Here is a 26,347-nt window from a genome sequence, read left to right as displayed (position 1 = left end):
ATGAATGCTATCGATAATGCAGTAAAAAACAGCTTGAGCGGCCGCCTCCCTGTCATTATTTTTATTATGTCTGTGCTGCTTGGTCTAATGGCATTAAAGCAAACACCCCGTGAAGAAGAACCGCAAATTGTGGTTCCAATGCTTGATATTTATGTGGCAGCACCAAACGTTGAAGCGCCAGAAGTAGCTAGGCTGGTAACTGAACCATTGGAGAAGTTATTAGCGCAATTGACGGGCGTTGAGCATATTTACTCGAGTACACAAAGTAATGCTGCTGTTGTCACTCTTCGCTTTGAAGTCGGTCACGACCGTGAGCAAGCCATCCTCGACACTTACGCTAAACTCTATAGTTATCAACACACGATGGCGTCAGTGATCAGCTCATGGCAAATTCGTCCGGTTGAAGTGAACGATGTACCCATTGTGATGTTGGGCTTATTTAGTAAAGATCCAAAACTTTACGATGATTATCAACTAACCCGCTTTGCTAACGAAATCGCTAACAGTTTACAGCGCATTGAAAATACCAGCGAAGTGAAAGTGATTGCAGGTAGAACTCGTCAATTAACGATTAACCTTGATGCAAGTGCCCTTGCTGCACATCAAACAACATTAACCGATGTGTATTATGCGCTTAGCGTATCTAACCAATTAGTGAATGTGGGCAGTGTTGTTGAGGGTAAGCAGCAAATTGCCTTACAAGTGGGTGATGTTTTACGCTCTCAATCTGCCATTGAACGGCTTGTTGTCAATGTGGTTAATGGTAAGAGTGTTTACCTAAGTGATGTGGCCCAGGTGAGTGATGGGCCAAGCGAAGCACAAAGTTATCAATGGTTGGCTAAATCAGATAATCAGCAACAACTTCCTTTAGTCACTATTAGTGTCGCTAAACAAGCAGGTACCAATGCGGTAGCTGTAGCCAATGAAGTGCACAGCATGATGGACAGTTTATCGGCTAATCTACTACCAGATGAAGTGGGCTACACCGTACTGCGTGACTATGGCCAAACAGCGAACGAAAAAGTAAATAACCTTACCTCGAGCTTAGTGTTTGCGGTATTTACCGTGGTTATTTTTGTTGGCGTATTTTTAGGTTGGCGACCAGCAATTGTGGTTGGTTTAGCAGTACCTATTTGCTACGGCATTACCCTGACACTTGATTTTGCCTTTGGCTATACAATTAACCGAGTCACACTGTTTGCACTAATACTTTCTTTAGGTTTATTGGTTGATGATCCGATCACAGGGATAGACAACATAAGTCGCTTTTTAACGAAAAAAGGCGATAAAAAACAAAGCATAGTTGATGCCATGAGCGAAATTCGTGTGGCGCTGTTTATGTCAACATTGACCATTATGGTGGCGTTTATTCCACTTGCGTTTATCACCGGCATGATGGGGCCGTACATGGCTCCGATGGCATTCAATGTACCGGTCAGTGTGATGGTTTCAACCATAGTGGCATTTTTTGTCACACCATGGTTGGCCATGAAATTACTGAAAGCGCCAGTTGATGACAGCATGCAACTAGAAGCCAATCCGCATAGCTTATACGAGCGCATATTATCACCATTACTTGAGTCTAAAGGCCGTGCCAAACTCGTTCTATGGACCACATTAGCTTTGTTTGTCGCAAGTGCCATGTTACCCGTAATGCGTGCAGTACCTTTAAAGCTATTACCGTTTGATAATAAAAACGAGTTGCAGGTTTTAATCGATATGCCAGAAGGCACGAACCTTGAACAAACCGCCGCTTTTACTCGAAAAGTACAAACCATCACTTGGCAATTAAATGAAGTAAGCGAGGCGGCAGCCTACGTTGGTCAGCCATCAAGCATGGACTTTAATGGTATGGTGCGTGGTTATTATCGACGTGAAGCAGCGAACCTTGCTGAACTCAGAGTATTACTGCTCGATAAAACTGAGCGTGATCATCAATCTCATGGCGTGGTCATGCGCTTGCGTGCCGCATTAGCGCCACTGGCAACCGATGGCATTGTAATTAAAGTGGTTGAAGTGCCACCGGGTCCGCCTGTTTTAAGTACCTTAGTGGCTGAGGTTTACAGTGAGCCATTTGTTGATACAGAGACGCACTATCAAGCAGCCCTTGCTGTTGCTGCTAGGTTAAAACAAGAGCCGCATGTGGTTGAAGTTGATACCAGTATTGCTGTCAATGCGCCCTTACTGCGTTTTGTTACCGATAAAAGTAAAGCGTCATTGTCGGCAGTGTCTACGCAAGATATTGCCCAGACCTTAGCCATTGCCTCGCATGGGCAAAATGTTGGGGTGTTATATGTTAGCGGCGAAACAGACCCTGTCGATATAAAGTTACAACTGCCATATCAAGATCGTAACCAATTTGCTCAATTGCTGGCATTACAAGTTCGTGGTGATAGGGAGCTTGCAAAAACCAGTGATGAATTTGGGCTACAAAGTGCACCACGTCCGCTGGTGGCGTTATCTGAGTTAGGTGAATTTCAGCATCAAGATGTTGCCAAGCCAATTATGCGTAAAGATCAGCGTAATGTTGTATATGTTATGGCTGAACTAAATGGTCGTACCCCTGCTGAAATTATTGCTGACGTCAATGCCGACTTAGCCATCAGTGCTGACGAATTTAGCCAAACTGATTGGCAAAGTAGGCACTTTTTCAATAATGGTGGTAGCCAAGCTTGGCAATTACCTGCTGGCACTGATGTGACCTTTAGTGGTGAAGGTGAATGGCGAATTACCATTGATGTATTTAGAGATATGGGGATTGCCTTTGCGTTTGCGCTCACTGCAATTTTCATCATCTTACGCATTCAAACAAACTCAGCGAGTTTATCACTGATCATCATGTCGGCTATTCCATTAACCGTAATAGGGATCATGCCGGGCTTTTGGCTATTAAATCAATTTGGAGAGCGCAGCATTGCTGGTGCTCCTGAGCCGGTGCTATTCACCGCAACAGCCATGATAGGCATGATTGCACTTGCCGGTATTGTGGTTCGTAACTCACTTATTTTAGTTGAGTTTATTAATCAAGCTCGCGGTCAAGGTATGGCAATTAAGCAAGCTTTGATTGCCGCAGGTACGGTGCGTATGCGCCCTGTGTTACTGACAGCGGGAACCACCTTATTAGGTAACTTGGTGATCACCTTAGACCCGGTATTTAGCGGTCTAGCGATCGCAATTATTTTTGGTATTGTGGCATCAACATTGTTCTCATTATTTGTTGTGCCGCTGGTTTATTATTTAGTGTTTGCAAAGGATGCAGCCAAAGAGGAACAAGCTCATGCAGGGTAAATCAAAACTTATTGGTTCAATTATCGCGTTATCAGTGATTATTGTGGCGGTACTTTACATGGCGGGCAGTTTCTCTGATAAGCAAGCTGCAGGCATGAAAAACCCATCAGCAAATGATTACACTGGTCAGTTAGTCACTGTAACACTGGCAGATATTGCGCGTGATGAAGTTGTACCGGGTACTGTGATTGCCAAACAAAATACGCAAATCTCATCACGGGTTATGGCACAAGTTGAGCGTTTAAATGTACGCGCTGGCGATACAGTAACACAAGGTGATGTGCTAATTACCTTGCAGCAAGATGACTTTAAAGCTGGGCTTGCTCAAAGCGAAGCACAAATAAATGCAATTAATGCATCGCTAACTCAAGCAGAGAAACAACTAAAGCGTATTAACGATTTATACAAGCAAGGTTTGGTATCTGTTAGCGAATACGACGATGCAAAAGCAAGGTTCGATAATTTAACTGCGAACCTAGCGATTGCTAAACAGCAGCAAACACAAGCGCAAGTTGCACTGAGTTTTACGCAAATTAAAGCGCCGATTTCAGGTGTTGTGGTTGAGCGTTTTGCAGAGCCCGGCGATACCGCAACGCCTGGCACGCCATTACTCGCACTGTATAACCCACAACAATTGCAATTAGCATTTAATGTCAGAGAACAACAAGCAATTAAGCTGAATGTTGGCCAAACTCTAACAGTCAAATTACCCGCTTTATCAATATCAATGCCTGCCACGGTGACAGAAATCGTGCCGGTTGCTGATAGTGCTGCGCGTAGTATGGAAATCCGTTTAGAAACAGATGCGCAAACTGGGTTAATGCCTGGGCTTTATGCACAATTACAATTACCGCTCGCCACTGAAAAAGGGGTGTTGATTGACTCAAGCTGGGTGCATCAATTCGGCCAATTGAGCATGGTCTATTTACTTGAAAATAATCAGATAGTGCGCCGCTACGTACGCCTTGGCGAAATGGTCGATGGACAGCAGCACATCGTTTCAGGTTTAAACCCGGGGGATGTGCTGGCTGTTGATTTTAAAACTAAATAAAGGTCGCTATTTCGTCCAGCGACTTTTTCACTAAGGCATGCTCAGGGATGGTTGCATCTGTGCCTGGGTAGCCTGCAATAAGCAGCATGTAAGGGCGCTCATTATCTTTATCGCGGCCACAAATTTCGGTTAAAAAGCTCATTGGCTTTGGTGTATGCGTGAGGGTAGCAAGGCCAGCTCTGTGTAGTGCTTGAATTAAAAAGCCGGTTGCTAGGCCAACAGATTCATGAACATAGTAATTGGTATTTTTGTCATCGGCAGAAATACCGCCTTTCTTTTGACTAAACACGGCAATGAGCCAAGGTGCATGCTCAAGGTAGGGCTTACTGGCATCTGTGCCAAGTGGTTTTAATGCATCTAACCATTCTTCACCTGCGCGACCTTCATAAAATGAACGCTCTAGTTTTTCGGCTGCTTCTCTAATTTGTTTTTTCACATCGCTACTATGTATTGCTACAAAGTGCCAAGGTTGATGATTGGCACCACTTGGTGCAGTGCCTGCCGCTTTAATACAGGTTTCGATTATTTCTTTTGGCACTGGGCGGTCGCTAAAACTGCGAATACTGTGGCGACGCTGACTCACGGCTAAAAACTCTTCGGCGCGTTTTAGCATCTCGTCATGAGGGTACTCAATAAAGTCATTGAGTGGCTGATTTTTGTGTTCTTGCATGGCTTTTCGCTTCTTGTGTGTTGATGATTTTAATTATGAATATGTTGGTTTCGGCGGTACTCTTTTAATTCATTGCTCAACCAATCTTTTGCATTGAGTAACGACCCATTGCTGAGTCTTACTTTATAGGGCTTACCGCTCCATGAGCTTTTACTCGCTAGGTTTTCGATAAACTTTTCGGCGGTTTTTGCATAGCGGGTTGCTTTTCGATATTTCATTGCAAGGTGTTCGGCAGCATCTTCACTTGAGTGCTCTGTGCCGTTGCGAATAAATATGGCGTCACTTTTAGCAACAAAATCAATAAGGTGGTTTATCTCTTGTTCTGGGGTCGCTGCATAACTGAATTGGCTAATGCTCAATAACATTAACGCGATTAACCAATATTCTTTTATACATAATCTCATAGCGTTTGATGCTCTATCGTCAGGGTTGCAATAATTGGGTTATGATCAGAGCTTGCAAGCTCAGGCACAACGGTTGTTTCTATTTTGACACCGCGAACCCATACTTGGTCAAGCGCTAATCCAAATGCTTTGGTACGTTTATCATCTAAATAGATAGCTTCGTGTAAACCTAGTTGGGTTAATGTTTGCTGTAATAATGCTTGGCGTTCATCACTCCAGGTATTGAGATCACCGGCAAATACGATAGGTCCCTTGTGCATGCGCATGATACTAGCTGCATCGTCGAGCTGTTGTTTAAAGTCACTAACGCCAAAAGTAAAGTTGATGCCATGCAGGTTAATGCTCAGCAATAACTGTTGATCTGGCAGCGCATATTCAACGATATTAGTGGCTTTTGGACTACGTAGCCAAGGCTCAACATGGGTGAGGGTGCAATGCACCGCGGCAGGCCAGCGGCTGAGTGTCATAACCCCTGATTGTACGCCGCCACTCTTATAGCCTTTAGCAAAGCGCCAGTAAGGTTTGAGCTTTGTAAGCGCAGGCTCTTCGATAGCTTCTTGCAGTAACACTATATCTGCATTGTCATTTAGCTTTTGCAAATCTGTGAGTAAGCCATCTATTTGTGCTTTGTAAATATTCCAACTCAATAATTTGAACTGATAAGGCAGGATATAATGTTCAGCGTAAGTTTGCATGCGACTTTGTGCTAACTGCTGTTGGCAATTAGCAAGGTCCACAGCGGTTTTGGTTATACCTTGCTGCTCATCTGAGCTAGGACCGCTTGAAAAACTATACCAAGACAGTGCACCCAAGCACGCAAGTAATAAAAATATACGCAGATATGACGTCATAATGACCTTTATTTACTTTTCTTAAGAATTAGTCTTAGTTAGCCCCAGTTTAGTTCAAAGACTAAATGTTAGAAACTGTAGTATTTTCTACAATTTCTATACGCTTTCTTACCCAAAACAAGTACTCATGTTCTTATACTTACTGAGCTTAACAACTCAGACAAAGGAACTACTCATGAAACAAATGGCCTGTATGCTGCTTGCCTTATCGGTGACAGCGTGTTCATCAGTCACCATAGTGCCAGAAAAAACAACTAATAAATTAGCCACTAAAGCTGATTACCAAGATAGTCGCCCATTCTTTTTGTGGGGCCTCGTTGGTGAAGAGCGTGTTGATGTTAAGGCTATTTGCCAAGATAAAAAAGTTGCCCAAATGCAATCACAACAAACAGTTGTAGATGGTGCACTAGGGTTAGTCACTCTCGGAATTTATGCTCCTCACACAGTAAAAGTATGGTGTGAGCAACAAGCACAGGAGCAACAACTATGAAAAGCCTACTAGTAACAGCTGTGTTAGTGGCAACCTTAAGTGGTTGCACAAATATCTACTTTGATAATGGCAGTGCTGCTCAAGCTAATAAAGCACCTGCGACAGAGCAATGGCATCATAACTTTGCCGCGGCGCTTTACGAAGGTTCAAAGCCTGTCGACCTATCTGAAGAGTGCCCAGACTCTGAGTGGCAAACCGTTCACACTTATAAGTCGTTCACCAATGGTTTAGCTGAAGTTGCAGTAAACCAAGTTGGGCCTATTTGGTACCCGAAAACAGTAGAAATAAGCTGTGCTCAAGTACCTTATAAGCCAGACTAGTTATTCATAACGTAGTGCATCAATTGGGTTTAAGCGTGCCGCTTTAATAGCGGGCGCTAAGCCAAACACAATACCAATCAATGAAGTAAAGCCAAATGACAGCATAATCGCCCAACCCGGTATGTAGGCATCTGGCATGCTCGGCACTAACACTGAAATTAGTGCCGCAGCACCATACCCTATCGCTAAACCAATTAAACCACCAAAAAGTGATAGCACCACAGCTTCAACTAAAAATTGCAGCATAATAAAGCCAGGTGTTGCCCCTAATGCTTTCAAGGTGCCGATCACACGCGTACGTTCTGTTACCGAAACCAGCATGATATTCATCACACCAATACCACCAACTACGAGGCTAATACCTACGATCCCCGCGGTAATTGCGGTAGCACTTCCAGTAAATTTATCGATATTAGCACGGGCTTTTTCGGCGGTTTGAAACTCAAAGTCGTCATCTTCACCGTCTTTCAGTTTATGTAATTGACGTAAGATGCGGCGAATTTTAGCCATTACTTGCGCTTCGTTAGCATCGTCTTTTAAACGAAACATCATTTGCACATTGGTATCAACACTGCCGCCTTCTAACGCACTCATGGTACTTATCGGTATATTAATGTAATCGTCTTGGTCAAAACCTAATAAGCTACCTTGTTTTTCAGCAACGCCAATAATGCGAAACCACTCACCACCGAGTTTGATATATTCACCTACAGGGTTTTCAGGCAGGTTGAGCTTTTCGATAATTGAAGGGCCAATAAACGCCACTCGACGGCGTTTTTCATCATCTTCTGCGCGAATAAATCGGCCGAGTTCTGGGTAGGTGCGGTAAGCTTTTTGGTAGTCTTGCTCGGTGCCCATTACCCGTGAAGCATGACTTTTATTGCCATACTCAGCTGCACCAGAAAAGCGCCAAGTAAACATCAGCGCAGTAAAGGTTTCGGCTTCTTTAACGCGTGCTTTTAGGGTTAAAAAGTCGCTGTAGGTTAGCTTTGCTTGTTGGCCTACCATTTCTTTTTCTACGCTAGTGTAAGGCTTTATATTTGTCACATCGGGAGACATATCAGCAAGCTGATCATTAATTTGCTTGGTAAACCCTTGCATTACTGCCACTACGGTCACAACCGCTGCAACACCAATAATTATGCCTAAGCAGGTAAGGGCACTGCGCATTGCATTGGCTTTAATTGCCATCAGCGCCGCTTTAGTGCCTTCCATAACAGCGATAGCAGATTTAAACATGTTGTTTTTCTCCTTCGCCTTTACGGGTATCACTAACAACCTTGCCATCAACCAAACGAATAACCCGTTGGCAGTGATCAGCAATATCTTGTTCGTGAGTAACCAAAATAATGGTGTGCCCTTCGTTATGAAGCTCATCAAACAGCGCCATGATCTCAGTGGTGGTTTTACTATCTAGGTTACCGGTAGGCTCATCACCAAGTAGAATGTGGGGCTTAGTAACCAATGCGCGAGCAATAGCGACACGTTGACGTTGGCCACCAGATAGCTGGCTCGAAAGGTGGTTTACCTTATCGCCAAGGCCAACCCGTTGTAATGATTCGAGCGCTTGTTGCTTTCGCTCTTTGGCAGCAATAAATCGATACACTAAGGGCTGCATGACATTTTCAAGGGCGGATGCTCGTGGTAATAAATTGAAACTTTGAAAAATAAAGCCAACACTTTCATTACGTTGATGAGCAAGCTCCGTTTCGGTCATGCGCTTTACTAGCTTATCTTTTAAATAGTAGTCACCACTGGTGGGAGTATCTAAACAGCCAAGCAAGTTCATCAGGGTTGATTTACCAGAGCCCGAAGGACCAATGATGGCAACATACTCATTTTGAGCAATTTCAATATTAATATCATCAAGGGCTTTGAAAACTTGTTCGCCCATTTTGTATTGTTTATTGATATTACAGAGTTTGATCACCGCAGACATTAGCTAGCACCTTTTTCAGGGCTGTTTTTAACGGCTACCGTATCACCCTCTTTTAGTGAGCTAAGTGGTCTAGCGGGGCCGATAACAATACGGTCACCCTTTGCAACTCCACTGGTTAGTGCTTGTTCGATATCTGACGAAATACCTACCGTTACCGCTGTTTTAGTTACTGTGTTATCTGCGTTAAGCTTCCAAACAAAGTAGCTATCATCCTCTTTTTGAATAGCTTCAATAGGCAGCTTTAAGCCATTTTCGGCAATGCTGGTAGCGATCTCTGCGCGGCAGCTCATTCCGGCATAAAGTTGGCGGTCAGTGGCATCAAGCAGTACTTTTACTTTAAATGATAAGCCTTGTGAACCTGCTTGATTTTTTGCCGATGTTCCAATGTTTATCACTTTGCCAGTGAAAGGTTGATTAGGGTAAGCGGCGGCATAGATGTCTGCATGTTGGTCTAGTTTGATACCGGCGATATCGGTTTCATCCACTCGAAGTTCGGCTAATATTGCGCTTGGATCGGCTACTAGCATCAAGTCTGAGCCAATAATGTTGGTTGTTCCCGCAATAACAGTTTCACCTTCTTTAATATTTACCGAAGCAAGTAGGCCACTCATTGGAGCGCGAAACACGCTTTTATTTAAACGGTCTTCAGCAATCAATAATGATGCTTGGGCTTGGTTGTAAGCTTCACGTTTTGCTTCAATATCTATTTTTGCTAAATCGCGGGCATTTTGTAGGTTTTCATACACTTCTTGGCCAGCAAGGCCAACTTCATAAAGCTCTTTTTGGCGGCTTAATTGACGCTCGATATTTTTTAATCGGGTTTCGCTATGCTTAATGTCGATTTCGGTCGCGCGAAGCACGGCTTTGTTGCGGGCAACTTCAGATTCAAACGCGGTCGTATCTAGGCGCATTAAAATATCGCCCTCAGTGACACTTTCACCTTCTTCTACAAACACTTTCGCAACACGGCCGGTCACTTCTGAGCGCAGTTGCACTTGGGTGTTAAAGACTAGGTTACCAGAGGCTAAAATTGAATCGGCAATATTACCTTGCTCAACTTCTGCAATATGCATTTCTGGTGCATCTTTATTGCCTGTGACTTGCTTTGATACTAGTAAAGCGACAAATGCCGTAACAGCTAGGCCAATAATAATGGCTTTTTTCATGTTACTTCCTTGGTGGTTAAGAGCGGCATATTGCCGCTCAAAGCAGAATTAAACGAGAGCGATTACAGTCCAAATACCATAAATAACAATACTTGGTAGAGCTGCAAACAGTAGCGCTTTATTGAAAGTGAAATTAGTCCAGCACTTTAAACCGATAGCTGCGATGAAAATGCCCCAAATAGAAAAGATATTGAGACTTTCAAGTAAGGTGTAAAATGGGTGGCCAATTTCTAAACCAATTAAAAGTTGGTTAATTGAAGCATAATTAAATAATGATTGTGATATTTGGTCAGTGCTTGCAGTTAACACTAAGATGAGTAAATCAAGGCTTGAAATAATCATTGGCATCATGGTCCAAATGCCAAAGCCATACCACGCGCCATAGCCGTAGTTAGCTTCTGGGTCTTGCTTTGATACAAATAGGTAGTAACCTGCCATCAGAGCATTGATAACAGCTAAACCAATAATGCCACCAAACATTGCAAACCAAACTTGCATATCTATGGTTTGCTCCATGCTTTGGCGAATCATTTTTTGTTCTGCAATAGTGGCATCAACACTGGCTACAGCGACTTGTTGATCGATTAAATATTGCGGGTCAGCTTTATTGTAAAAAGCAAACATGCTGGCTGCGAGAATGCCGGCAAGTAAAATAAAGGCAACAAAAGACCAGCCTTTTGCTTCTTTTAAACCATTAAAGGCTTTACTCGGGCTGATAAAAATATCAACCAAAGCGGTCATAACATTTGATGATTTCATTTTTTATTCCTTGTTTTATAACATTTGTTTTTAGGTACTAAAATATCCTGTTTAGTAACAAATTAGCAATTTGTTTTGTAACTGTATGTTAACAGATGTGATTAGTAAATCTGTGATAAGGTTAAGCGGTTAATTTGAGTCGAGTTTATTAGGAAAAGTAGGTCGTTATGGCGAATTGTAATGTACGTTGTATTGATGAGTTGGTATTGGGGTTTTGGCGTTTGTTAGATTGGCAGATAACGCCACAGCAATGCTTAAGCTTTTTAGAAAATGCAATCGATATGGGGGTTTCACATACCGATCATGCTGACATTTACGGTGAATACGGTTGTGAAGCTGAATTTGGCAAAGCACTTAAACTAAAACCAAGCATTCGTGATGAAATCAAAATAATCACTAAATGCGGTATCAAGCCTGCCTTTGCAAGCCTAGGGTTGCAAGGCAAAGCAAATCATTATGACTCAAGTGCCGCGCATATTATTGCCTCAGCACAGCAGTCACTTAAAAACTTCAATACTGATCGTTTAGATGTATTACTTATTCATCGTCCTGATTACTTGATGAATGCCGATGAAATGGCAGAAGCATTTAATACCCTAAAAGCAAATGGTGATGTGATTGATTTTGGTGTGTCTAACTTTACGCCATCGCAACTTAGCTTGTTGCAGTCGCGTTTAGACTTTGAGCTTGTGACTAATCAAATTGAGTTTTCACCTTACGAAATGAAAGCGCTTGACGATGGTAGCTTAGACCAATGCCAATTGCTTGATATCAAGCCTATGCTTTGGTCACCATTAGCAGGGGGTCGTTTATTCTCAAGTGATGATGAAAAAGCGGTACGTTTACGTGCAGTGTTAGAGCAGGTTGGTGCTGAAATTGGTGCTACTGCCATTGATCAGGTTGTTTATGCTTGGCTGTTAATGCACCCGAGTGCACCGTCTGTGGTACTCGGTACGGGTAATATTGAGCGTGTTAAATCAGCTGTTGAAGCTAAGCAGCTTACTATGAATCGTGAACAATGGTATCGCATTTGGCAAGGCTCAACCGGTCATAGTGTGCCTTAAAACGTAAAGTCCAAAACGAGAAAAGGGCCTTACGGCCCTTCGTGTTGCAGCAAGTAACACATTCTTTATAAAGTGAAGTCAACCGCGTAAGCGACGTACACTTTTACATCTGAACCATCTATATCGTTGTCGGCAAGACCAAATGTAAAGCCATCTTTAGATACTGAAACACCGTAGTCGATGATGTCATCATCACCGATGAAATCACCAGAGTAATGGCCAACATGAAGAGCCATTTCTGCGCCAGTACTTCCTACTGGGAAGCTGTAGTCAGCATTTAAATAAAGTGAATCACCAAAATCTGTACCGTCACCGCTTGCTGCTGATGTTGCTAATATTGCTGCACCAAAGGTGAAGCTGCCCATGCTGATGCTACCGTAGATTTCTGAAAAATCAGCATCAGCAGATGATGCTGCATCTGGATACGCATAATATATATAACCAACGTCATAGCTAACGGTTTCATTAATGTCACCGCCAAAACCAGCATAAAGATCTAACTCGTAAGTCATGTCTTCAGCCCAGCTTGCATTCGATACCCAAGTACCTGCATAAAAGCCTGATTCATTAGCGTAATCGATGCCGCCTTGGATAGCTGCATCGCCGCCTGTTTGTTCTTGGCCACGCCACAAGTAGTTAGAAGTCGCTGCTGCATTAGCTGTTACTTCAGCATAAGTATATGTAGAGCTTAACGTTAATAGCGCAATTGCGCTTGCTGCGAACGTTTTTTTTAGTTTTAGCATGTTTCTGTATCCTGTTGTTATGTTGATTTTGCCCTAGTTCAGGTTGCAGCCTGATTATTGTTTGCGGACATAATTATGTGTTGTCTGGATACGATGTAGCACTGGTTGTGCCAAGTTACTTTTGGAAGGGATATTTTATGCTTAACTACTTTAAAAACAGCCTATTAAGCTTACTATTTTTTAAAAATTAGTTTTCTTTGAATTATTCATGCGCACTTGCGTGGTGCAAAAAATAACCTGGTTGCACAATTGCGAAGCAACCAGGTTTTTCTTGTTTGAGAGTGACTTAGCCAAAAATTGCACGCATTAAGCTAATAGTCTCTTCAACGCTACGACCTTTTTCAACTTCGCTGATGATAGAGTCACGTTTAGCCTTGATATGTTCAGGGATATCGTCACTTGCTAATGCACGGTCTACCAGTATCTCAGCTGATTCTTTGCCACGGCGTACCGTCTTTTTACCTGCTGAGCTCGTTGTACTCTTAGGTTTGTTTAACAACTTAATATAATTAGAGTTATCTGCGGTGCTCTTATCTGCGTAATAGAAGAAGCTCGGTAATAGGGCTTTGATTTCAACTAAAGATTGCTCAAGCTCGTTTGCTGCGCTGGCCATTTTGAACCAAGGCATACTATGAATTGCTTCGACTATATCTTGCCAGTAGCGCTCAAAATCGCGGTTATTTAGCTTAGTAATGCCTAATGCCGCACAAAGGGCATCAAGTTTACTATTTACGATTGGTGTAAACACGTCAGGTCGGCGCATCGCAAGTAAGCGAGTAGCAGGAGCAAGCGTTGGTTTTTCATCGCTGCCATTAAATGCCATGAAGTAGGCAATCATGAAGTGTTGATAATGTTCTTGAGTTACCTCGCCCTCAAGTGGAATGTGTGCAAGAGCCTCATCGAACGCACCAGGTAAATCACTCAACATTTGGTGGAAACCTTTTGCGTTCTTGGTAGAAGCAAACCATTCAACGTCGAAGTTATAGCTGCTTGGGTCAAGTGAGGCACTGTGTTTACCTGAAAACGCTAAACGGTCTTCTGGGATCATCTCTTTCAGTGATTGCGATTTAATTGCAGCAATGTAATTAGCTAAGCGTAGTTGCTCATCAAGTGCTATTAGCTCTTTATGCTGCTCGATGAAGCCTGCGATAACCGGCCATGGCGCAACCCTTAAGGTTTTTAACTGCAAAAAGCTGATTGCAGAAATTAATAAGTCATGAAGTTTTTTTAGCGTAGGAAGTTGCTTATCTTCTAATAGATCGTAATTAATGCGATCGCGGCTTGCACTTAATAGCTCATAGCACCAACCTAAAAAGTCTTCAGGATGATTTTCTACTTTAACTGCCATTAGGTTTAAGCTGATATCAGAGGCTTGCTTGAGGATGTTTTGATAAATTTGACTTTCTTGCTCGCCAAGCGCCATTTTTGACGGTGAAATAAGCAGTTTCTTCATGCTTAATCGATACTCCAGTTTTGACCAAGTTGGGTTGTTTAATTTTAGTACACAGGGTGCAAAAACAACAGGGTCGTGCATCATACCGAAGTAATGAAATGATGCAATCTTACTGATAATTTATAAGTAAGATTGCCACTGATTTTTAGATTAATCGTTGTCATCGAGTGTAAATAATTGCTCAACGGCCACTTCAAAGTGAGCAGCAATTTTTAACGCAATAATCACTGAGGGTATAAAGCGGCCTGTTTCAACTGTGCTAATAGTTTTACGTGATACTGCAATGGCATCAGCAAGTTCTTGCTGCGATAACCTCTTATCTTTACGGAATTTAGCGATATTATTTTGCACTTTTACACCTAGTCTCTACTTTGCCAAATAATTGATACACCATATATTAAACACATCAAGGCAAGGTAAAATGTGGCCATCATGCTATGAGATACATTTAAAGCAAGTTCATCAGACAATAAAAAAATAGCCCCCATGCTAAAAAGTAATCCAAGGACAACATGTTTATAAGCGATGGTATCAATCGTATTTAAAAATTCATCCTTATACGTAAGACGATAGCCAAGTTTCCATGTAAATCCACCTCGAATCACAAACATAAAGAATGAACCAATAAATGCGGCACCACCAATAAACAGTAAAGGAACTGATGTTTGCTTGAGCATTGGGTAAACACTAATAATTAATAACGTGACTCCCATGAATATTGAAAACCATGCGTTATGACTCATAAACTTTTCTTCCGTTTTGATATCTTGCTTAGACATAATCGTTTCCTTTTATTTTCAACTCAAATGTAACCTACAGGTATCAATGTAACCCTAAGGTATCATGTGGTCAAGTTTTTTTGTAACCTGTAGGTATCAAAAAACTTCAGCGCTTATTCATATTCTTGTACCTAAGCTTGTTTACAAACCTTTTTGTGTGTTGGGCAATGCAATTGCGCCTAACTCCCGCTATGATAAGAACATTGTTTGCCCATTTTTAAGGATGATTATGAAAACCTTACTGAAAATCGTTGGTGTCATTTTCGTATTACTAATTGTATTGGTAGTCGCAGCACCATTCCTCATACCTACAGACGCGATATTTAATAAAGTATCGGAGCAAGTAGAACAAACCACAGGTCGTAGTCTGACAATTAATGGCGATAAAAAGCTGTCGGTATTTCCATCATTGAAGCTCGAACTGAATGATGTACACTTTGCCAATATGCAAACTGGCTCGCAGAAAGATATGGCAAGCATGCAGCAACTTGCTATCCGTATCCCGTGGATGTCGCTATTTGGCGGTGAGTTTAAGCTAGATAAGTTTGTTATTAACGAACCAACGATTTTATTAGAAACCGATAAAAATGGTAAAGCAAACTGGCAGTTATTTGATGCCGTTGCTGAGCAACCACAGACAGAGCAGCAAAAAAGTTCTGGCGCTGTTAACTTACCAGATAACTTTGATATCGAACTTGGTGAAGTAGCAATCTATGGCGGCACTTTCACTTACCTAGATGGTAAAACCGGGGCCAAACAACAGATAAGTGATTTAGAATTAGCCATCTTATTACCTTCTCTTCGTAAGACTCTCGAGTTAAAAGGCGGTATTACCTATATGGGTGAGCGCTTTGATTTAGATGTCACGCTAGATACACCAGTAAAAGCGATTGAAGGCGAAACCTTTAATGTCAGCACAGAGCTTGATTCTCGCCTAGTCGATTTGAACTTTAAAGGTGCAATTGCAGAAATGGGCAATGACGTGCAAGGGCTTCTTTCTGTTAGCGGTGATTCAGTTAAAAACATTGCAAGCTGGCAAGGTGTTGAGCTTAATGCAAAAGAAAATGCGTTTAATGCCTTTAATATAAAAGGTTCAATGCATCTAAAAGGGCAGCAGTTTAAGCTTACTGAGCTACTTGCCACGTTAGATGAGCTACAAATTAAAGGTAAAAGCGATATTAAGCTTGGTGACCGTTTGGCTGTGAATGCCGATATTGATTTAGGCATGCTTGATTTAAACCCTTACTTACCTGAGGGCGTAGCAAAAGAAGAACAAGCAGAGCCTGCAGCAGATGCGCCTGCACAGCCAATTGTTTGGGATGATACTGCAATTGATATGAGCGGCTTAAATGCATTGGATGCAAATGTAGTCGTGCGCTCAAGTGGTTTAAAAGCAAATGATATTACTCTTGGTGAAAACCAGTTAACGTTAAACCTGAAAAATGCACTAGCTAAAATCAGCCTAGATAAGTTTGTTGCTTACGAGGGTAATGGTAAAGGTGTGATCACGGTCAATGCCAAGCAAACACCGTATAAAATTAGCACCAACTTCGCTTTAGATAAAATCGATGCACAGCCATTACTGACTGATGCGGCCGGTTTCGATAAGTTGATGGGTAAAGGCTCTCTAAACTGGGATCTAACGACCACAGGCCAAAGTCAAAAGAGCTTCATCAATGCCTTGAATGGTAAGTTAGCCTTTAAGTTTGCAGATGGTGCAGTAAAAGGTGCCAATATTGCAGAGATGGTTCGTAAAGCAAAAGAGCTCATTAAAGGTAACTTAAGTGCGGTATCAGAAGGTTTAGATACTGGCTTTGATAACTCACAGCAAACAGATTTCTCGGCATTGCAGGGCAGCTTTGTATTCACTAACGGTGTTGGTGAAAATAAAGACTTGTCACTACTTAGCCCGCTTATTCGTATTACTGGCTCAGGTAAGGTTGATTTACCAATGACGACCGTTGATTACCGTTTAGTAACAGGTATTGTTGATTCAATCGAAGGGCAAGGCACGACCGATGACAGTACAGGGTTTAAAATTCCACTGCGTATCAAAGGTCCATTCCATGATGTTGGCTATAAGCTCGATGTAAGTGATGCGGCTAAAGAAGAAGTGAAAGAAAAAGCCAAAGATAAAATTAAAGACAAATTAAAAGGTCTATTTGGTAATTAATAAAAATTTCATTAAAGTCAAAAACAGGGCGCATTTGCGCCCTGTTTGTTTTATAATCAATAACAAACCAGCAAGCTGCTGTAATTCCTCAAGGCAGGCATTGCGATTAATTCCAAATTAATTAAAAAATAACCTACCACTTCCTTGCCATTGCTGCTACAATTGCCCGCCCTTAAGAGACAACTTGCTTGTTTTTTGAGTGGAATTTAACCGAAATGTCTTGATTTTAAACAAAATTAAGGCGTGTTGTAATTTCTACACCGGAGGTCATTAACATGATCCAAATGCAAACTCAGCTGGACGTTGCTGATAACAGCGGCGCTCGCAAAGTGCAGTGTATTAAAGTCCTTGGCGGTTCGCACCGTCGCTATGCAGCGGTTGGCGATATCATCAAAGTTTCTGTAAAAGAGGCAATTCCTCGCGGTAAAGTGAAGAAAGGTGATGTTAAAAACGCGGTAGTTGTGCGTACTAAAAAAGGCGTTCGTCGTCCGGACGGTTCTTTGATCCGTTTCGATAGCAATGCGGCTGTTATCTTAAACGATAACTTACAGCCAATTGGTACTCGTATCTTCGGCCCTGTGACTCGTGAACTTCGTACTGAAAAGTTCATGAAAATCGTTTCACTAGCACCAGAAGTACTATAAGGAGTCTATCATGGCAGCAAAAATCCGTCGTGATGACGAAGTAATCGTACTAGCAGGCAAAGACAAAGGTAAGCGCGGTAAAGTGCTTTCAGTTGTTGCTGAATCTGGTCGAGTATTTGTCGAAGGCATCAACTTAATCAAGAAGCACCAAAAGCCTGTTCCTCAGTTGAACCAAGCTGGCGGTATTGTTGAGAAAGAAGCGTCTATCGACGTATCAAACGTTGCGATCTACAACTCGGAAACGGGTAAAGCAGATCGTGTAGGTTTCAAGATTGAAGATGGTAAGAAATTACGCATCTTTAAATCTACTGGTAAAACTATCTAATAGTTGGAGTAGAATGATGGCGAAACTGCATGAAGTATATAAAGACAAAGTAGTTGCTGAGCTTCAAGAGAAGTTTGGTTTCAGCTCTGTCATGCAAGTCCCTCAGATCGAAAAGATCACATTAAATATGGGTGTGGGCGAAGCTCTAGCTGACAAGAAGATCCTAGATAACGCTGTTGCGGATCTAGAAGCAATCTCTGGTCAGAAACCTCTAATCACTAAAGCACGCAAATCAGTTGCAGGCTTCAAAGTGCGTGAAGGTTACCCAATTGGTTGTAAAGTAACCCTACGTGGCGAGCGTATGTGGGACTTTTTTGAGCGTTTGGTTTCAATCGCTATCCCACGTATTCGTGACTTCCGTGGTGTAAGTGCTAAGTCTTTTGATGGACGTGGTAACTACAGCATGGGCGTACGTGAGCAAATCATCTTCCCAGAAATCGATTATGATAAAGTAGACCGTGTACGTGGTCTTGATATCACTATCACTACTTCTGCGAAAACAGATGATGAAGGCCGTGCGTTGTTAGAAGCGTTTAACTTCCCATTCAAGAAATAAGGGTAGGGTTATGGCAAAGAATTCTATGAAAGCGCGCGAAGCAAAGCGCACTAAATTAGTTGCTCAGTATGCTGAAAAGCGTGCGGCACTAAAAGCTATCATCAGTGATGTTAATACATCTGACGATGATCGTTGGGACGCGGTATTAAAGCTACAAGCTTTACCACGTGATTCTAGCCCTTCACGTCAACGTAATCGTTGTAACGTTACGGGCCGCCCACATGGTTACCTTCGCAAATTCGGCATGAGCCGTATTAAAGTTCGCGAAGCAGCTATGCGCGGTGAAATTCCTGGCCTTAAAAAGGCTAGCTGGTAATAGTATCACGGGAGTAAGACTATGAGCTTGCAAGATCCTATTGCGGATTTGTTTACACGTATCCGTAACGGTCAGTCAGCGAAGAAAGTATCAGTAACGATGCCAACTTCAAAACTGAAAGTAGCAGTAGCTAAAGTATTAAAAGATGAAGGTTATATCGCAGATTACGCTGTAAGCGGTGAAGCGAAGCCTGAGCTTTCTATCGAATTAAAATATTTCGAAGGCAAAGCTGTTATTGAAAATATCCAGCGTGTTAGCCGCCCTGGTCTACGTATCTATAAGAAACGTGACGAATTACCAAAGGTAATGGGTGGTCTTGGTATCGCTATCGTATCAACTTCTAAAGGCCTAATGACAGACCGCGCAGCACGTAGTGCCGGCGTTGGTGGTGAGATCATTGGCTTTGTAGCTTAATCGGAGGGGAACTATGTCTCGCATAGCAAAGGCACCAATCAATGTTCCTGCCGGTGTAGAAGTTACATTAAAAGGCCAGGACATCACAGTTAAAGGCAAAAACGGTGAATTAACTCGTACTATCAACGACGCTGTTGAAGTTCAAGTTAACGACAACGTTATTACAACTTTACCTCGTGAAGGCGTAGCTAATGCATGGGCACAAGCAGGTACTGCTCGCGCTCTAATCAACAACATGGTTGTTGGTACGCATGAAGGTTACGAGAAGAAACTTCAGTTAGTAGGTGTTGGTTACCGTGCAGCAGCTAAGGGCAAAGTATTAGACTTAACTCTTGGTTTCTCACACCCAGTTAATTTCGAAGTACCAGAAGGTATTACGATTGAAACACCAAGCCAAACAGAAGTTCTAGTTAAGGGCGTAGACAAGCAGTTAGTTGGTCAAACAGCTGCTAACATCCGTGCATACCGTAAACCTGAGCCTTATAAAGGTAAAGGTGTTCGTTACGCGGACGAGAATGTACGCCGTAAAGAGGCTAAGAAGAAGTAAGGTAAGACGATGGATAAAAAAACAGCTCGTCTACGTCGTGCTAAACGCACTCGTAGAAATTATATTGAACAAGGCACAACGCGTCTTGTTATCCACCGCACGCCACGTCACATTTACGCTCAAGTAGTTACTGCTGAGGGTACTGTACTGGCTGCTGCTTCTACTGTTGAAAAAGCAATTAGCGAAACAGTTAAAGGCACAGGTAACGTTGCGGCTGCTCAAGCAGTTGGTAAAGCGGTTGCTGAACGTGCAGCTGACAAAGGCATCGAAAAGATTGCTTTTGATCGCAGTGGCTTTAAATATCACGGCCGTGTGAAGGCGCTTGCTGATGCAGCGCGTGAAGCCGGTCTGCAATTCTAGGAGTAGACAATGGCTAACGTAGAAGCAAAGCAACAACAGCCTGATTTGGCTGAAAAGCTAATCGCGGTAAACCGTGTGTCTAAAGTGGTTAAAGGTGGTCGTATCTTTAGCTTCACTGCACTAACTGTAGTTGGTGACGGCGCAGGTAAAGTAGGTTTTGGTTATGGTAAAGCACGTGAAGTTCCAGCTGCAATTCAAAAAGCAATGGAAAAAGCACGTCGCAACATGATCAGTGTAGACCTTAACGGTAACACGCTACAGCACCCAATCAAGGGTCGCCACGCGGGTTCTAAAGTATACATGCAGCCTGCTTCTGAAGGTACAGGTATCATCGCCGGTGGTGCGATGCGTGCAGTACTAGAAGTAACTGGTGTACAGAACGTATTGTCAAAAGCATACGGTTCAACTAACCCGATCAACATCGTTCGTGCAACGATTGCTGCTCTAGAGAACATGAACTCTCCAGAGTCAATCGCTGCTAAACGTGGTCTTAGCGTTGACGAAATCACGGGGTAAACCATGGCTAATAAAACTGTAAAAGTAACACAAGTAAAGAGCTCTATCGGTCGTTTACCGAAGCATAAAGCTACATTACGTGGTCTTGGTCTACGTCGTATCAATCACACTGTTGAGTTAGAAGACACAGCATGTGTGCGTGGTATGATTAACCAAGTTTCTTACATGGTAAAGGTTGAGGGTTAATTCGATGCGTTTGAATACACTTTCACCTGCTGCTGGTGCAAAAACAGAAAAGAAACGTCTAGGTCGTGGTATTGGTTCTGGTCTTGGTAAGACTGGTGGCCGTGGTCATAAAGGCCAAAAATCACGTTCTGGCGGTAAAGTTCGCGTTGGTTTCGAAGGCGGTCAAATGCCTATGCAACGTCGTCTACCTAAATTTGGTTTCACTTCACGTAAATCATTAGTATCTACTGAAGTTAACCTTTTTGAAATCGCTAAAGTTGATGGCGATGTAGTAGACGTAAACGCGTTACAAGCAGCTGGTCTAGTTAAAAAGAACATCCAGTTCGTTAAAGTAGTTAAATCTGGCGAAGTTTCACGCGCAGTTACCGTTAAAGGTCTTAAAGTGACTAAAGGTGCTCGCGAAGCTATCGAAGCTGCCGGAGGCAAGGTAGAAGACTAAGGAAGTACTAATGGCTAAACCAGGTCAAGATATGAAAAGTGCACAAAGTGGGCTTTCGGAATTGAAGCGTCGATTACTATTTGTATTAGGTGCTATCATTATTTACCGTCTAGGTTCATTCGTGCCGATCCCTGGGATTGACGCCGCTGTACTTGCCGATTTCTTCGAGCAACAAAAGGGCACCATTGTTGAAATGTTTAACATGTTCAGCGGTGGTGCGCTTGAGCGAGCTTCAGTGTTAGCACTGGGTATTATGCCGTACATCTCGGCTTCGATTATTACGCAACTATTAACGCATATGTATCCGCCGTTTATAGAGCTTAAGAAAGAAGGTGAGCAAGGGCGTAAGAAAATCAGCCAGTATACACGCTACGGCACGCTTGTGCTTGCTACTATCCAATCTATCGGTATTGCTACAAGCTTACCGGGCATGATGGACGGGTTAGTTGTTAACCCAGGTATCGGTTTCTACTTCACTGCTGTAGTGAGTTTAGTAACAGGTACTATGTTCCTTATGTGGTTGGGCGAACAAATTACAGAACGTGGTATCGGTAACGGTATTTCGGTTCTGATTTTTGTTGGTATCGTAGCTAACCTGCCGTCTGCTATTGGTTCGACAGCCGAAATGGCGCGCCAAGGTGATCTGAATGTACTTGTACTGTTATTGATTGCTGTAATCGTATTCGCTGTTACTTACCTAGTTGTATTCTTCGAACGTGGACAACGTCGTATCGTTGTAAACTATGCGAAGCGTCAACAAGGTCGTCAGGTATTTGCTGCTCAAAGCACGCACTTACCGTTGAAAGTAAATATGGCGGGTGTTATTCCACCAATCTTTGCTAGCAGTATAATTCTGTTCCCTGGTACAATTGCAAGCTGGTTCGGCCAGGGTGAAGGTCCGGTCGCTGATGTGCTACAAGCAATCGCAACAACGTTGACTCCAGGTCAACCTTTATATGCGATGGTTTTAGCTGCGGCTATTATCTTCTTCTGCTTTTTCTACACCGCGTTGGTATTTAACCCGCGTGAAACAGCAGATAACCTGAAAAAATCTGGCGCATTTATCCCAGGTATTCGTCCAGGTGAGCAGACATCTAAATACATTGATAAAGTGATGACACGCCTGACATTGGCAGGTGCTTTGTATATAACCTTTATCTGTCTGGTGCCCGAATTCATGACTATGGCATGGCAAACGCCATTCTATTTCGGCGGTACATCAATTTTGATTATCGTTGTTGTAATCATGGACTTTATGGCACAAGTACAGACGCATCTGATGTCACATCAGTATGATTCTGTGCTGAAAAAAGCAAACCTTAAAGGCTACGGCCGATAAGGTCATTTTACGGAGTTGAGCAATGAAAGTACGTGCTTCCGTTAAGAAAATATGCCGTAACTGTAAAGTTATTAAACGTGCTGGTGTAGTACGCGTAATTTGCAGTGAGCCTAAGCACAAGCAAAGGCAAGGCTAATTAAACAGTCGTGCAGGCTGAGTTATTTACTCGGCCTGTGTTTTTAGTTGTGATTTGGTCTTCGTTTGAGTATCCTTACGGGCTTTTCAAACAGATGATAACCAAATTCAAATATAGGAGATGTGTTAGTGGCCCGTATCGCTGGCATTAACGTCCCTGATCATAAACATGCAGTTATCGGTTTAACTGCTATTTATGGCATAGGTAAGACTCGCTCTAAGGCTATCTTAGCAGCGACTGGTATCGCCGAGACCACAAAAATCGGTGAACTTTCAGACGAAACACTTGACGTATTGCGTGAAGCAGTTGGCAAGTACACTGTAGAAGGTGACCTTCGTCGTGAAGTTACATTAAATATCAAGCGCCTTATGGACCTTGGTTGTTTCCGTGGCCTACGTCACCGTCGTTCGTTACCACTTCGTGGTCAACGTACTAAGACTAACGCGCGTACTCGTAAGGGTCCTCGCAAGCCTATCAAGAAATAAGGTGGGGTAGATTATGGCTAAAGCACCAATTCGTCGTAAGAAGGTTAAAAAGCAAGTTGCTGATGGTATGGCTCATGTTCATGCTTCTTTCAACAACACTATTGTAACAATTACCGACCGTCAAGGTAATGCACTATCATGGGCTACAGCAGGTGGTTCAGGTTTCCGTGGTTCACGTAAATCTACTCCATTCGCTGCTCAGGTTGCTGCAGAGCGCGCAGGTACTGCTGCTCAAGAATACGGTTTAAAAAATCTAGAAGTTTTCATTAAAGGTCCAGGTCCAGGTCGTGAATCTGCTGTACGTGCTTTGAATGCTGCTGGTTACCGTATCACCAACATCACTGACGTGACGCCAATCCCTCATAATGGTTGTCGTCCACCGAAGAAACGTCGCGTTTAACAATAGGTTAGGAGAAATAACATGGCAAGATATTTGGGCCCTAAGCTCAAGCTGAGTCGTCGTGAAGGTACTGACCTGTTCCTTAAGAGCGGCGTAAGAGCTATCGACTCTAAGTGTAAACTTGAGACTGCACCTGGTCAGCACGGCGCTCGTAAAGGTCGCTTATCTGATTACGGTTTACAGTTACGTGAAAAGCAAAAAGTACGTCGTATCTACGGTGTATTAGAAAAGCAATTCCGTAACTACTACAAAGAAGCTGCTCGCCTTAAAGGTAATACAGGTGAAAACTTGTTACAGCTTTTAGAGCAACGTTTAGACAATGTTGTATATCGCATGGGTTTTGCTAGCACACGTGCTGAAGCACGTCAGTTAGTTAGCCACAAAGCGATCTTAGTTAATGGTCGTGTTGTGAACATTCCTTCATACGTAATCTCACCAGAAGATACTGTTGTGATTCGTGAGAAGTCTAAAACACAAGCACGTATCATCGCTGCTCTAGAGTTGGCTGAGCAACGTGAAAAGCCGACTTGGGTTGAAGTTGACGGTAAGAAAATGGAAGGTAGCTTCAAGCGCCTACCTGAGCGTTCAGATCTGTCTGCGGACATTAACGAACAACTAATCGTCGAACTTTACTCTAAGTAAAGTTAAGAGTTAAGAGAGGATAAAATGCAGGGTTCTGTTACCGAATTCCTAAAACCAAGGTTAGTCGATATCGACGCTATCAACCCAACGCGTTCTAAAGTAGTTTTAGAACCATTAGAGCGTGGCTTCGGTCACACTTTGGGTAATGCCTTACGCCGTATACTGTTATCATCTATGCCTGGATGTGCAGTAACTGAAGTTGAAATCGACGGTGTATTGCATGAGTACAGCGCGAAAGAGGGCGTACAAGAAGACATCATTGAAATTCTGTTAAACCTTAAAGGTCTAGCAGTAACTTTAGAAGGCAAAGATGAAGTTTTTCTGACCCTGACTAAATCTGGTGTAGGCCCTGTGACTGCGGCTGATATTCAGCACGATGGTGATGTAACTATCGCCAACCCAGATCACGTTATCTGTCACCTTACGACAGATAGCAGCGAGATCAGCATGCGTATTCGTGTTGAGCGCGGTCGCGGTTATGTGCCGGCATCTAGTCGTTTATCCTCTGATGACGATGAGCGTCCAATTGGTCGTCTGCTGCTTGATGCATCATTCAGCCCAGTTGAACGTATTGCGTACTCGGTTGAATCAGCCCGTGTTGAGCAACGTACAGACTTAGACAAGTTAATCATTGATATGGAAACAAACGGCACTTTAGATCCTGAAGAAGCGATCCGCCGTGCGTCTACTATCTTAGCTGAGCAATTAGATGCATTCGTAGATTTACGTGATGTAACTGAGCCAGAAGAGAAAGAAGAGAAGCCAGAATTCGATCCTATTCTACTTCGTCCAGTTGATGATCTTGAACTAACAGTACGTTCAGCAAACTGTTTGAAAGCCGAGCAAATTCAATATATCGGTGATTTAGTTCAGCGCACTGAAGTTGAGCTTCTTAAAACGCCTAACTTAGGTAAGAAGTCTCTAACTGAAATTAAAGACGTGCTAGCTTCACGTGGTCTATCTCTAGGTATGCGCCTAGAAAACTGGCCACCTGCAAGCCTAGCTGAATAATCTAAATCACTATATTAGTTTAGTTAGAAGGATAGGGTCATGCGCCATCGTAAGAGTGGTCGTCAATTAAACCGTAACAGCAGCCATCGCAAAGCGATGTTCAGCAACATGGCTGGTTCTTTGGTGAAACATGAAATCATCAAAACAACTTTGCCTAAAGCTAAAGAGTTGCGCCGTGTAATTGAACCTTTAATCACACTGGCTAAGACTGACAGTGTAGCAAACCGCCGTTTAGCGTTTGCTCGCACGCGTGATAATGAAGTAGTTGGTAAATTATTCAGCGAAATCGGTCCACGTAATACAGACCGTCCTGGTGGTTACACTCGTATTCTTAAGTGTGGCTTCCGTGCTGGTGATAATGCACCAATGGCTTATATTGAACTAGTTGGTCGCCCAGCGACAAACGAAGAAGTTCAAGAAGACGCGCAGTCTGCAGAGTAAGTCGTAAAGACACCAAAAAGCCGAGCTTATGCTCGGCTTTTTACTTTCTGAAATTCACTATTACTAAAATACCTCTACCAACCCTATATCTTTACCATACAATCTTGAAGCAACTAGCAACTAGCAACTAGCAACTAGCAACTAGCAACTAGCAACTAAGATCACATATAAAGATCAATATAGTGCTCGTTAGTAGTTACATCTTCTCTTATACAAGTTAAAAACAAGCGTATTTATAAACTTCATTGGCCAAATAGCTATAATACGACCCTATTTAGTGTGCTTTTTGCCCGTTTCGTTCGTATTTTGCTCGAACAGTTACTTTTTTCATAAAAACTTCAAAAAACAGTTGATCTCAATTCGGATCTCCCTATAATGCGCATCCATCGACACGGCGGACTGCTTACAAACAAGCGAAACGACGAGTTGGTTGAGTCAAG

At 42.7% G+C, this 26,347-nt stretch carries 34 protein-coding genes; 23 read left to right on the top strand and 11 right to left on the bottom strand.

The genetic code is table 11. From position 1 onward, the window contains the following. A complete protein-coding gene (locus tag ACSFVZ_RS18160) occupies nucleotides 1–3,288 on the top strand; it encodes an efflux RND transporter permease subunit (RefSeq protein WP_435559365.1) in 3,288 nt (1,095 codons plus the stop codon). Beyond that, nucleotides 3,278–4,339 carry an efflux RND transporter periplasmic adaptor subunit gene (locus tag ACSFVZ_RS18155; protein ID WP_135922864.1) on the top strand — a complete coding sequence of 354 codons (1,062 nt, stop codon included), beginning with the start codon at nucleotides 3,278–3,280 and terminating at the stop codon, nucleotides 4,337–4,339. The genes ACSFVZ_RS18160 and ACSFVZ_RS18155 overlap by 11 nt, the downstream gene beginning before the upstream one ends. Here the strand turns inward: ACSFVZ_RS18155 and ACSFVZ_RS18150 are convergent. The 3 genes from ACSFVZ_RS18150 to ACSFVZ_RS18140 are packed head-to-tail and all read right to left on the bottom strand — an operon-like array spanning nucleotide 4,332 to nucleotide 6,264. Then, the gene (locus ACSFVZ_RS18150; protein WP_054554404.1) at nucleotides 4,332–5,009 is read right to left on the bottom strand and encodes a nitroreductase family protein; all 678 of its coding nucleotides are present in this window, start codon (nucleotides 5,007–5,009) and stop codon (nucleotides 4,332–4,334) included. The genes ACSFVZ_RS18155 and ACSFVZ_RS18150 overlap by 8 nt on opposite strands. Nucleotides 5,010–5,038: 29 nt before the next feature. Next, nucleotides 5,039–5,413, bottom strand: coding sequence for a YfeK family protein (locus ACSFVZ_RS18145; protein ID WP_135922863.1), 375 nt, complete (start codon nucleotides 5,411–5,413; stop codon nucleotides 5,039–5,041). Further along, the gene (locus ACSFVZ_RS18140) at nucleotides 5,410–6,264 is read right to left on the bottom strand and encodes an endonuclease/exonuclease/phosphatase family protein (RefSeq protein WP_135922862.1); all 855 of its coding nucleotides are present in this window, start codon (nucleotides 6,262–6,264) and stop codon (nucleotides 5,410–5,412) included. The genes ACSFVZ_RS18145 and ACSFVZ_RS18140 overlap by 4 nt, the downstream gene beginning before the upstream one ends. Nucleotides 6,265–6,439: 175 nt before the next feature. On the opposite strand from ACSFVZ_RS18140, the gene ACSFVZ_RS18135 reads away from it, so the two are divergent. Beyond that, nucleotides 6,440–6,754, top strand: coding sequence for a Bor family protein (locus tag ACSFVZ_RS18135; protein ID WP_135922861.1), 315 nt, complete (start codon nucleotides 6,440–6,442; stop codon nucleotides 6,752–6,754). Beyond that, nucleotides 6,751–7,074, top strand: coding sequence for a Bor/Iss family lipoprotein (locus ACSFVZ_RS18130; RefSeq protein ID WP_135922860.1), 324 nt, complete (start codon nucleotides 6,751–6,753; stop codon nucleotides 7,072–7,074). Before ACSFVZ_RS18135 ends, ACSFVZ_RS18130 begins: the two co-directional genes overlap by 4 nt. On the opposite strand, the gene ACSFVZ_RS18125 is transcribed toward ACSFVZ_RS18130, so the two are convergent. The 4 genes from ACSFVZ_RS18125 to ACSFVZ_RS18110 are packed head-to-tail and all read right to left on the bottom strand — an operon-like array spanning nucleotide 7,075 to nucleotide 10,938. Further along, nucleotides 7,075–8,313 (bottom strand): ABC transporter permease, encoded by a 1,239-nt coding sequence (locus ACSFVZ_RS18125; protein WP_435559364.1) that lies wholly within the window; start codon nucleotides 8,311–8,313, stop codon nucleotides 7,075–7,077. Further along, nucleotides 8,306–9,013, bottom strand: a complete 708-nt coding sequence (locus ACSFVZ_RS18120) for an ABC transporter ATP-binding protein (RefSeq protein ID WP_138558495.1) — start codon at nucleotides 9,011–9,013, stop codon at nucleotides 8,306–8,308. Before ACSFVZ_RS18120 ends, ACSFVZ_RS18125 begins: the two co-directional genes overlap by 8 nt. Then, entirely contained in the window at nucleotides 9,013–10,179 is a 1,167-nt protein-coding gene (locus tag ACSFVZ_RS18115) for an efflux RND transporter periplasmic adaptor subunit (RefSeq protein WP_135922858.1), read from the bottom strand. The genes ACSFVZ_RS18120 and ACSFVZ_RS18115 overlap by 1 nt, the downstream gene beginning before the upstream one ends. A 48-nt stretch (nucleotides 10,180–10,227) precedes the next feature. Then, nucleotides 10,228–10,938: a YIP1 family protein gene (locus ACSFVZ_RS18110; RefSeq protein ID WP_435559363.1), complete on the bottom strand. Its 711-nt coding sequence runs from the start codon at nucleotides 10,936–10,938 to the stop codon at nucleotides 10,228–10,230. A gap of 167 nt (nucleotides 10,939–11,105) precedes the next feature. On the opposite strand from ACSFVZ_RS18110, the gene ACSFVZ_RS18105 reads away from it, so the two are divergent. Then, nucleotides 11,106–12,002 (top strand): aldo/keto reductase, encoded by an 897-nt coding sequence (locus ACSFVZ_RS18105; protein WP_138558497.1) that lies wholly within the window; start codon nucleotides 11,106–11,108, stop codon nucleotides 12,000–12,002. A gap of 65 nt (nucleotides 12,003–12,067) precedes the next feature. Here ACSFVZ_RS18105 and ACSFVZ_RS18100 read toward each other — a convergent pair whose 3' ends face one another. The 4 genes from ACSFVZ_RS18100 to ACSFVZ_RS18085 form a co-directional block, all read right to left on the bottom strand. Continuing rightward, nucleotides 12,068–12,745: a TorF family putative porin gene (locus tag ACSFVZ_RS18100; RefSeq protein WP_135922855.1), complete on the bottom strand. Its 678-nt coding sequence runs from the start codon at nucleotides 12,743–12,745 to the stop codon at nucleotides 12,068–12,070. Nucleotides 12,746–13,031: 286 nt separating this feature from the next. Beyond that, nucleotides 13,032–14,198, bottom strand: coding sequence for a hypothetical protein (locus tag ACSFVZ_RS18095; RefSeq protein WP_235382562.1), 1,167 nt, complete (start codon nucleotides 14,196–14,198; stop codon nucleotides 13,032–13,034). 150 nt (nucleotides 14,199–14,348) lie between these two features. Continuing rightward, nucleotides 14,349–14,549 carry a helix-turn-helix transcriptional regulator gene (locus ACSFVZ_RS18090; protein WP_253039395.1) on the bottom strand — a complete coding sequence of 67 codons (201 nt, stop codon included), beginning with the start codon at nucleotides 14,547–14,549 and terminating at the stop codon, nucleotides 14,349–14,351. A gap of 8 nt (nucleotides 14,550–14,557) precedes the next feature. Then, complete coding sequence (locus ACSFVZ_RS18085) at nucleotides 14,558–14,977, bottom strand: hypothetical protein (RefSeq protein ID WP_138558499.1); 420 nt, start codon at nucleotides 14,975–14,977, stop codon at nucleotides 14,558–14,560. Between the two features lie 229 nt (nucleotides 14,978–15,206). On the opposite strand from ACSFVZ_RS18085, the gene ACSFVZ_RS18080 reads away from it, so the two are divergent. The 18 genes from ACSFVZ_RS18080 (at nucleotide 15,207) to rplQ (ending at nucleotide 25,907) form a co-directional block, all read left to right on the top strand. Continuing rightward, nucleotides 15,207–17,150, top strand: coding sequence for an AsmA family protein (locus ACSFVZ_RS18080; protein ID WP_435559362.1), 1,944 nt, complete (start codon nucleotides 15,207–15,209; stop codon nucleotides 17,148–17,150). 275 nt (nucleotides 17,151–17,425) lie between these two features. Continuing rightward, on the top strand, nucleotides 17,426–17,794 hold the full coding sequence (rplN, locus tag ACSFVZ_RS18075) for a 50S ribosomal protein L14 (RefSeq protein WP_010378257.1): 369 nt from the start codon (nucleotides 17,426–17,428) through the stop codon (nucleotides 17,792–17,794). Nucleotides 17,795–17,804: 10 nt separating this feature from the next. Beyond that, on the top strand, nucleotides 17,805–18,119 hold the full coding sequence (gene rplX, locus ACSFVZ_RS18070) for a 50S ribosomal protein L24 (RefSeq protein WP_054554391.1): 315 nt from the start codon (nucleotides 17,805–17,807) through the stop codon (nucleotides 18,117–18,119). A gap of 16 nt (nucleotides 18,120–18,135) precedes the next feature. After that, the gene (gene rplE / locus ACSFVZ_RS18065; RefSeq protein ID WP_058586187.1) at nucleotides 18,136–18,675 is read left to right on the top strand and encodes a 50S ribosomal protein L5; all 540 of its coding nucleotides are present in this window, start codon (nucleotides 18,136–18,138) and stop codon (nucleotides 18,673–18,675) included. 10 nt (nucleotides 18,676–18,685) lie between these two features. Further along, nucleotides 18,686–18,991, top strand: a complete 306-nt coding sequence (rpsN, locus tag ACSFVZ_RS18060) for a 30S ribosomal protein S14 (protein WP_135922850.1) — start codon at nucleotides 18,686–18,688, stop codon at nucleotides 18,989–18,991. A 21-nt stretch (nucleotides 18,992–19,012) separates the two neighbouring features. Next, entirely contained in the window at nucleotides 19,013–19,405 is a 393-nt protein-coding gene (gene rpsH, locus ACSFVZ_RS18055; protein WP_063702326.1) for a 30S ribosomal protein S8, read from the top strand. A 13-nt stretch (nucleotides 19,406–19,418) separates the two neighbouring features. Next, nucleotides 19,419–19,952: a 50S ribosomal protein L6 gene (gene rplF, locus ACSFVZ_RS18050; RefSeq protein WP_054554387.1), complete on the top strand. Its 534-nt coding sequence runs from the start codon at nucleotides 19,419–19,421 to the stop codon at nucleotides 19,950–19,952. 9 nt (nucleotides 19,953–19,961) lie between these two features. Then, nucleotides 19,962–20,312 (top strand): 50S ribosomal protein L18, encoded by a 351-nt coding sequence (rplR, locus tag ACSFVZ_RS18045; protein WP_036974021.1) that lies wholly within the window; start codon nucleotides 19,962–19,964, stop codon nucleotides 20,310–20,312. Nucleotides 20,313–20,321: 9 nt separating this feature from the next. Further along, the gene (gene rpsE, locus ACSFVZ_RS18040) at nucleotides 20,322–20,828 is read left to right on the top strand and encodes a 30S ribosomal protein S5 (protein ID WP_036974018.1); all 507 of its coding nucleotides are present in this window, start codon (nucleotides 20,322–20,324) and stop codon (nucleotides 20,826–20,828) included. Nucleotides 20,829–20,831: 3 nt separating this feature from the next. Next, complete coding sequence (gene rpmD / locus ACSFVZ_RS18035; protein WP_016710201.1) at nucleotides 20,832–21,014, top strand: 50S ribosomal protein L30; 183 nt, start codon at nucleotides 20,832–20,834, stop codon at nucleotides 21,012–21,014. 4 nt (nucleotides 21,015–21,018) lie between these two features. After that, a complete protein-coding gene (gene rplO / locus ACSFVZ_RS18030; protein ID WP_135922849.1) occupies nucleotides 21,019–21,453 on the top strand; it encodes a 50S ribosomal protein L15 in 435 nt (144 codons plus the stop codon). A gap of 10 nt (nucleotides 21,454–21,463) precedes the next feature. Then, a complete protein-coding gene (gene secY, locus ACSFVZ_RS18025; protein WP_036974013.1) occupies nucleotides 21,464–22,792 on the top strand; it encodes a preprotein translocase subunit SecY in 1,329 nt (442 codons plus the stop codon). 22 nt (nucleotides 22,793–22,814) lie between these two features. Then, nucleotides 22,815–22,928, top strand: a complete 114-nt coding sequence (gene rpmJ / locus ACSFVZ_RS18020; RefSeq protein ID WP_002959476.1) for a 50S ribosomal protein L36 — start codon at nucleotides 22,815–22,817, stop codon at nucleotides 22,926–22,928. A 128-nt stretch (nucleotides 22,929–23,056) separates the two neighbouring features. Beyond that, nucleotides 23,057–23,413, top strand: coding sequence for a 30S ribosomal protein S13 (gene rpsM, locus ACSFVZ_RS18015; protein WP_036974011.1), 357 nt, complete (start codon nucleotides 23,057–23,059; stop codon nucleotides 23,411–23,413). A 13-nt stretch (nucleotides 23,414–23,426) separates the two neighbouring features. Then, entirely contained in the window at nucleotides 23,427–23,813 is a 387-nt protein-coding gene (rpsK, locus tag ACSFVZ_RS18010) for a 30S ribosomal protein S11 (RefSeq protein WP_036974009.1), read from the top strand. A gap of 21 nt (nucleotides 23,814–23,834) precedes the next feature. Further along, nucleotides 23,835–24,455: a 30S ribosomal protein S4 gene (gene rpsD, locus ACSFVZ_RS18005; RefSeq protein ID WP_135922848.1), complete on the top strand. Its 621-nt coding sequence runs from the start codon at nucleotides 23,835–23,837 to the stop codon at nucleotides 24,453–24,455. 24 nt (nucleotides 24,456–24,479) lie between these two features. Beyond that, nucleotides 24,480–25,466 (top strand): DNA-directed RNA polymerase subunit alpha, encoded by a 987-nt coding sequence (locus tag ACSFVZ_RS18000; RefSeq protein WP_004589198.1) that lies wholly within the window; start codon nucleotides 24,480–24,482, stop codon nucleotides 25,464–25,466. Between the two features lie 39 nt (nucleotides 25,467–25,505). Continuing rightward, nucleotides 25,506–25,907, top strand: coding sequence for a 50S ribosomal protein L17 (gene rplQ / locus ACSFVZ_RS17995; protein WP_004589197.1), 402 nt, complete (start codon nucleotides 25,506–25,508; stop codon nucleotides 25,905–25,907). The last annotated feature ends 440 nt before the right edge of the window (nucleotides 25,908–26,347 follow it).

Source organism: Pseudoalteromonas nanhaiensis (assembly GCF_051235485.1).
GTDB lineage: Bacteria > Pseudomonadota > Gammaproteobacteria > Enterobacterales > Alteromonadaceae > Pseudoalteromonas > Pseudoalteromonas lipolytica_C.
The sequence above is the reverse complement of the archived record's forward strand: the minus strand, read 5'-3'. Positions and strand labels throughout refer to the sequence as shown.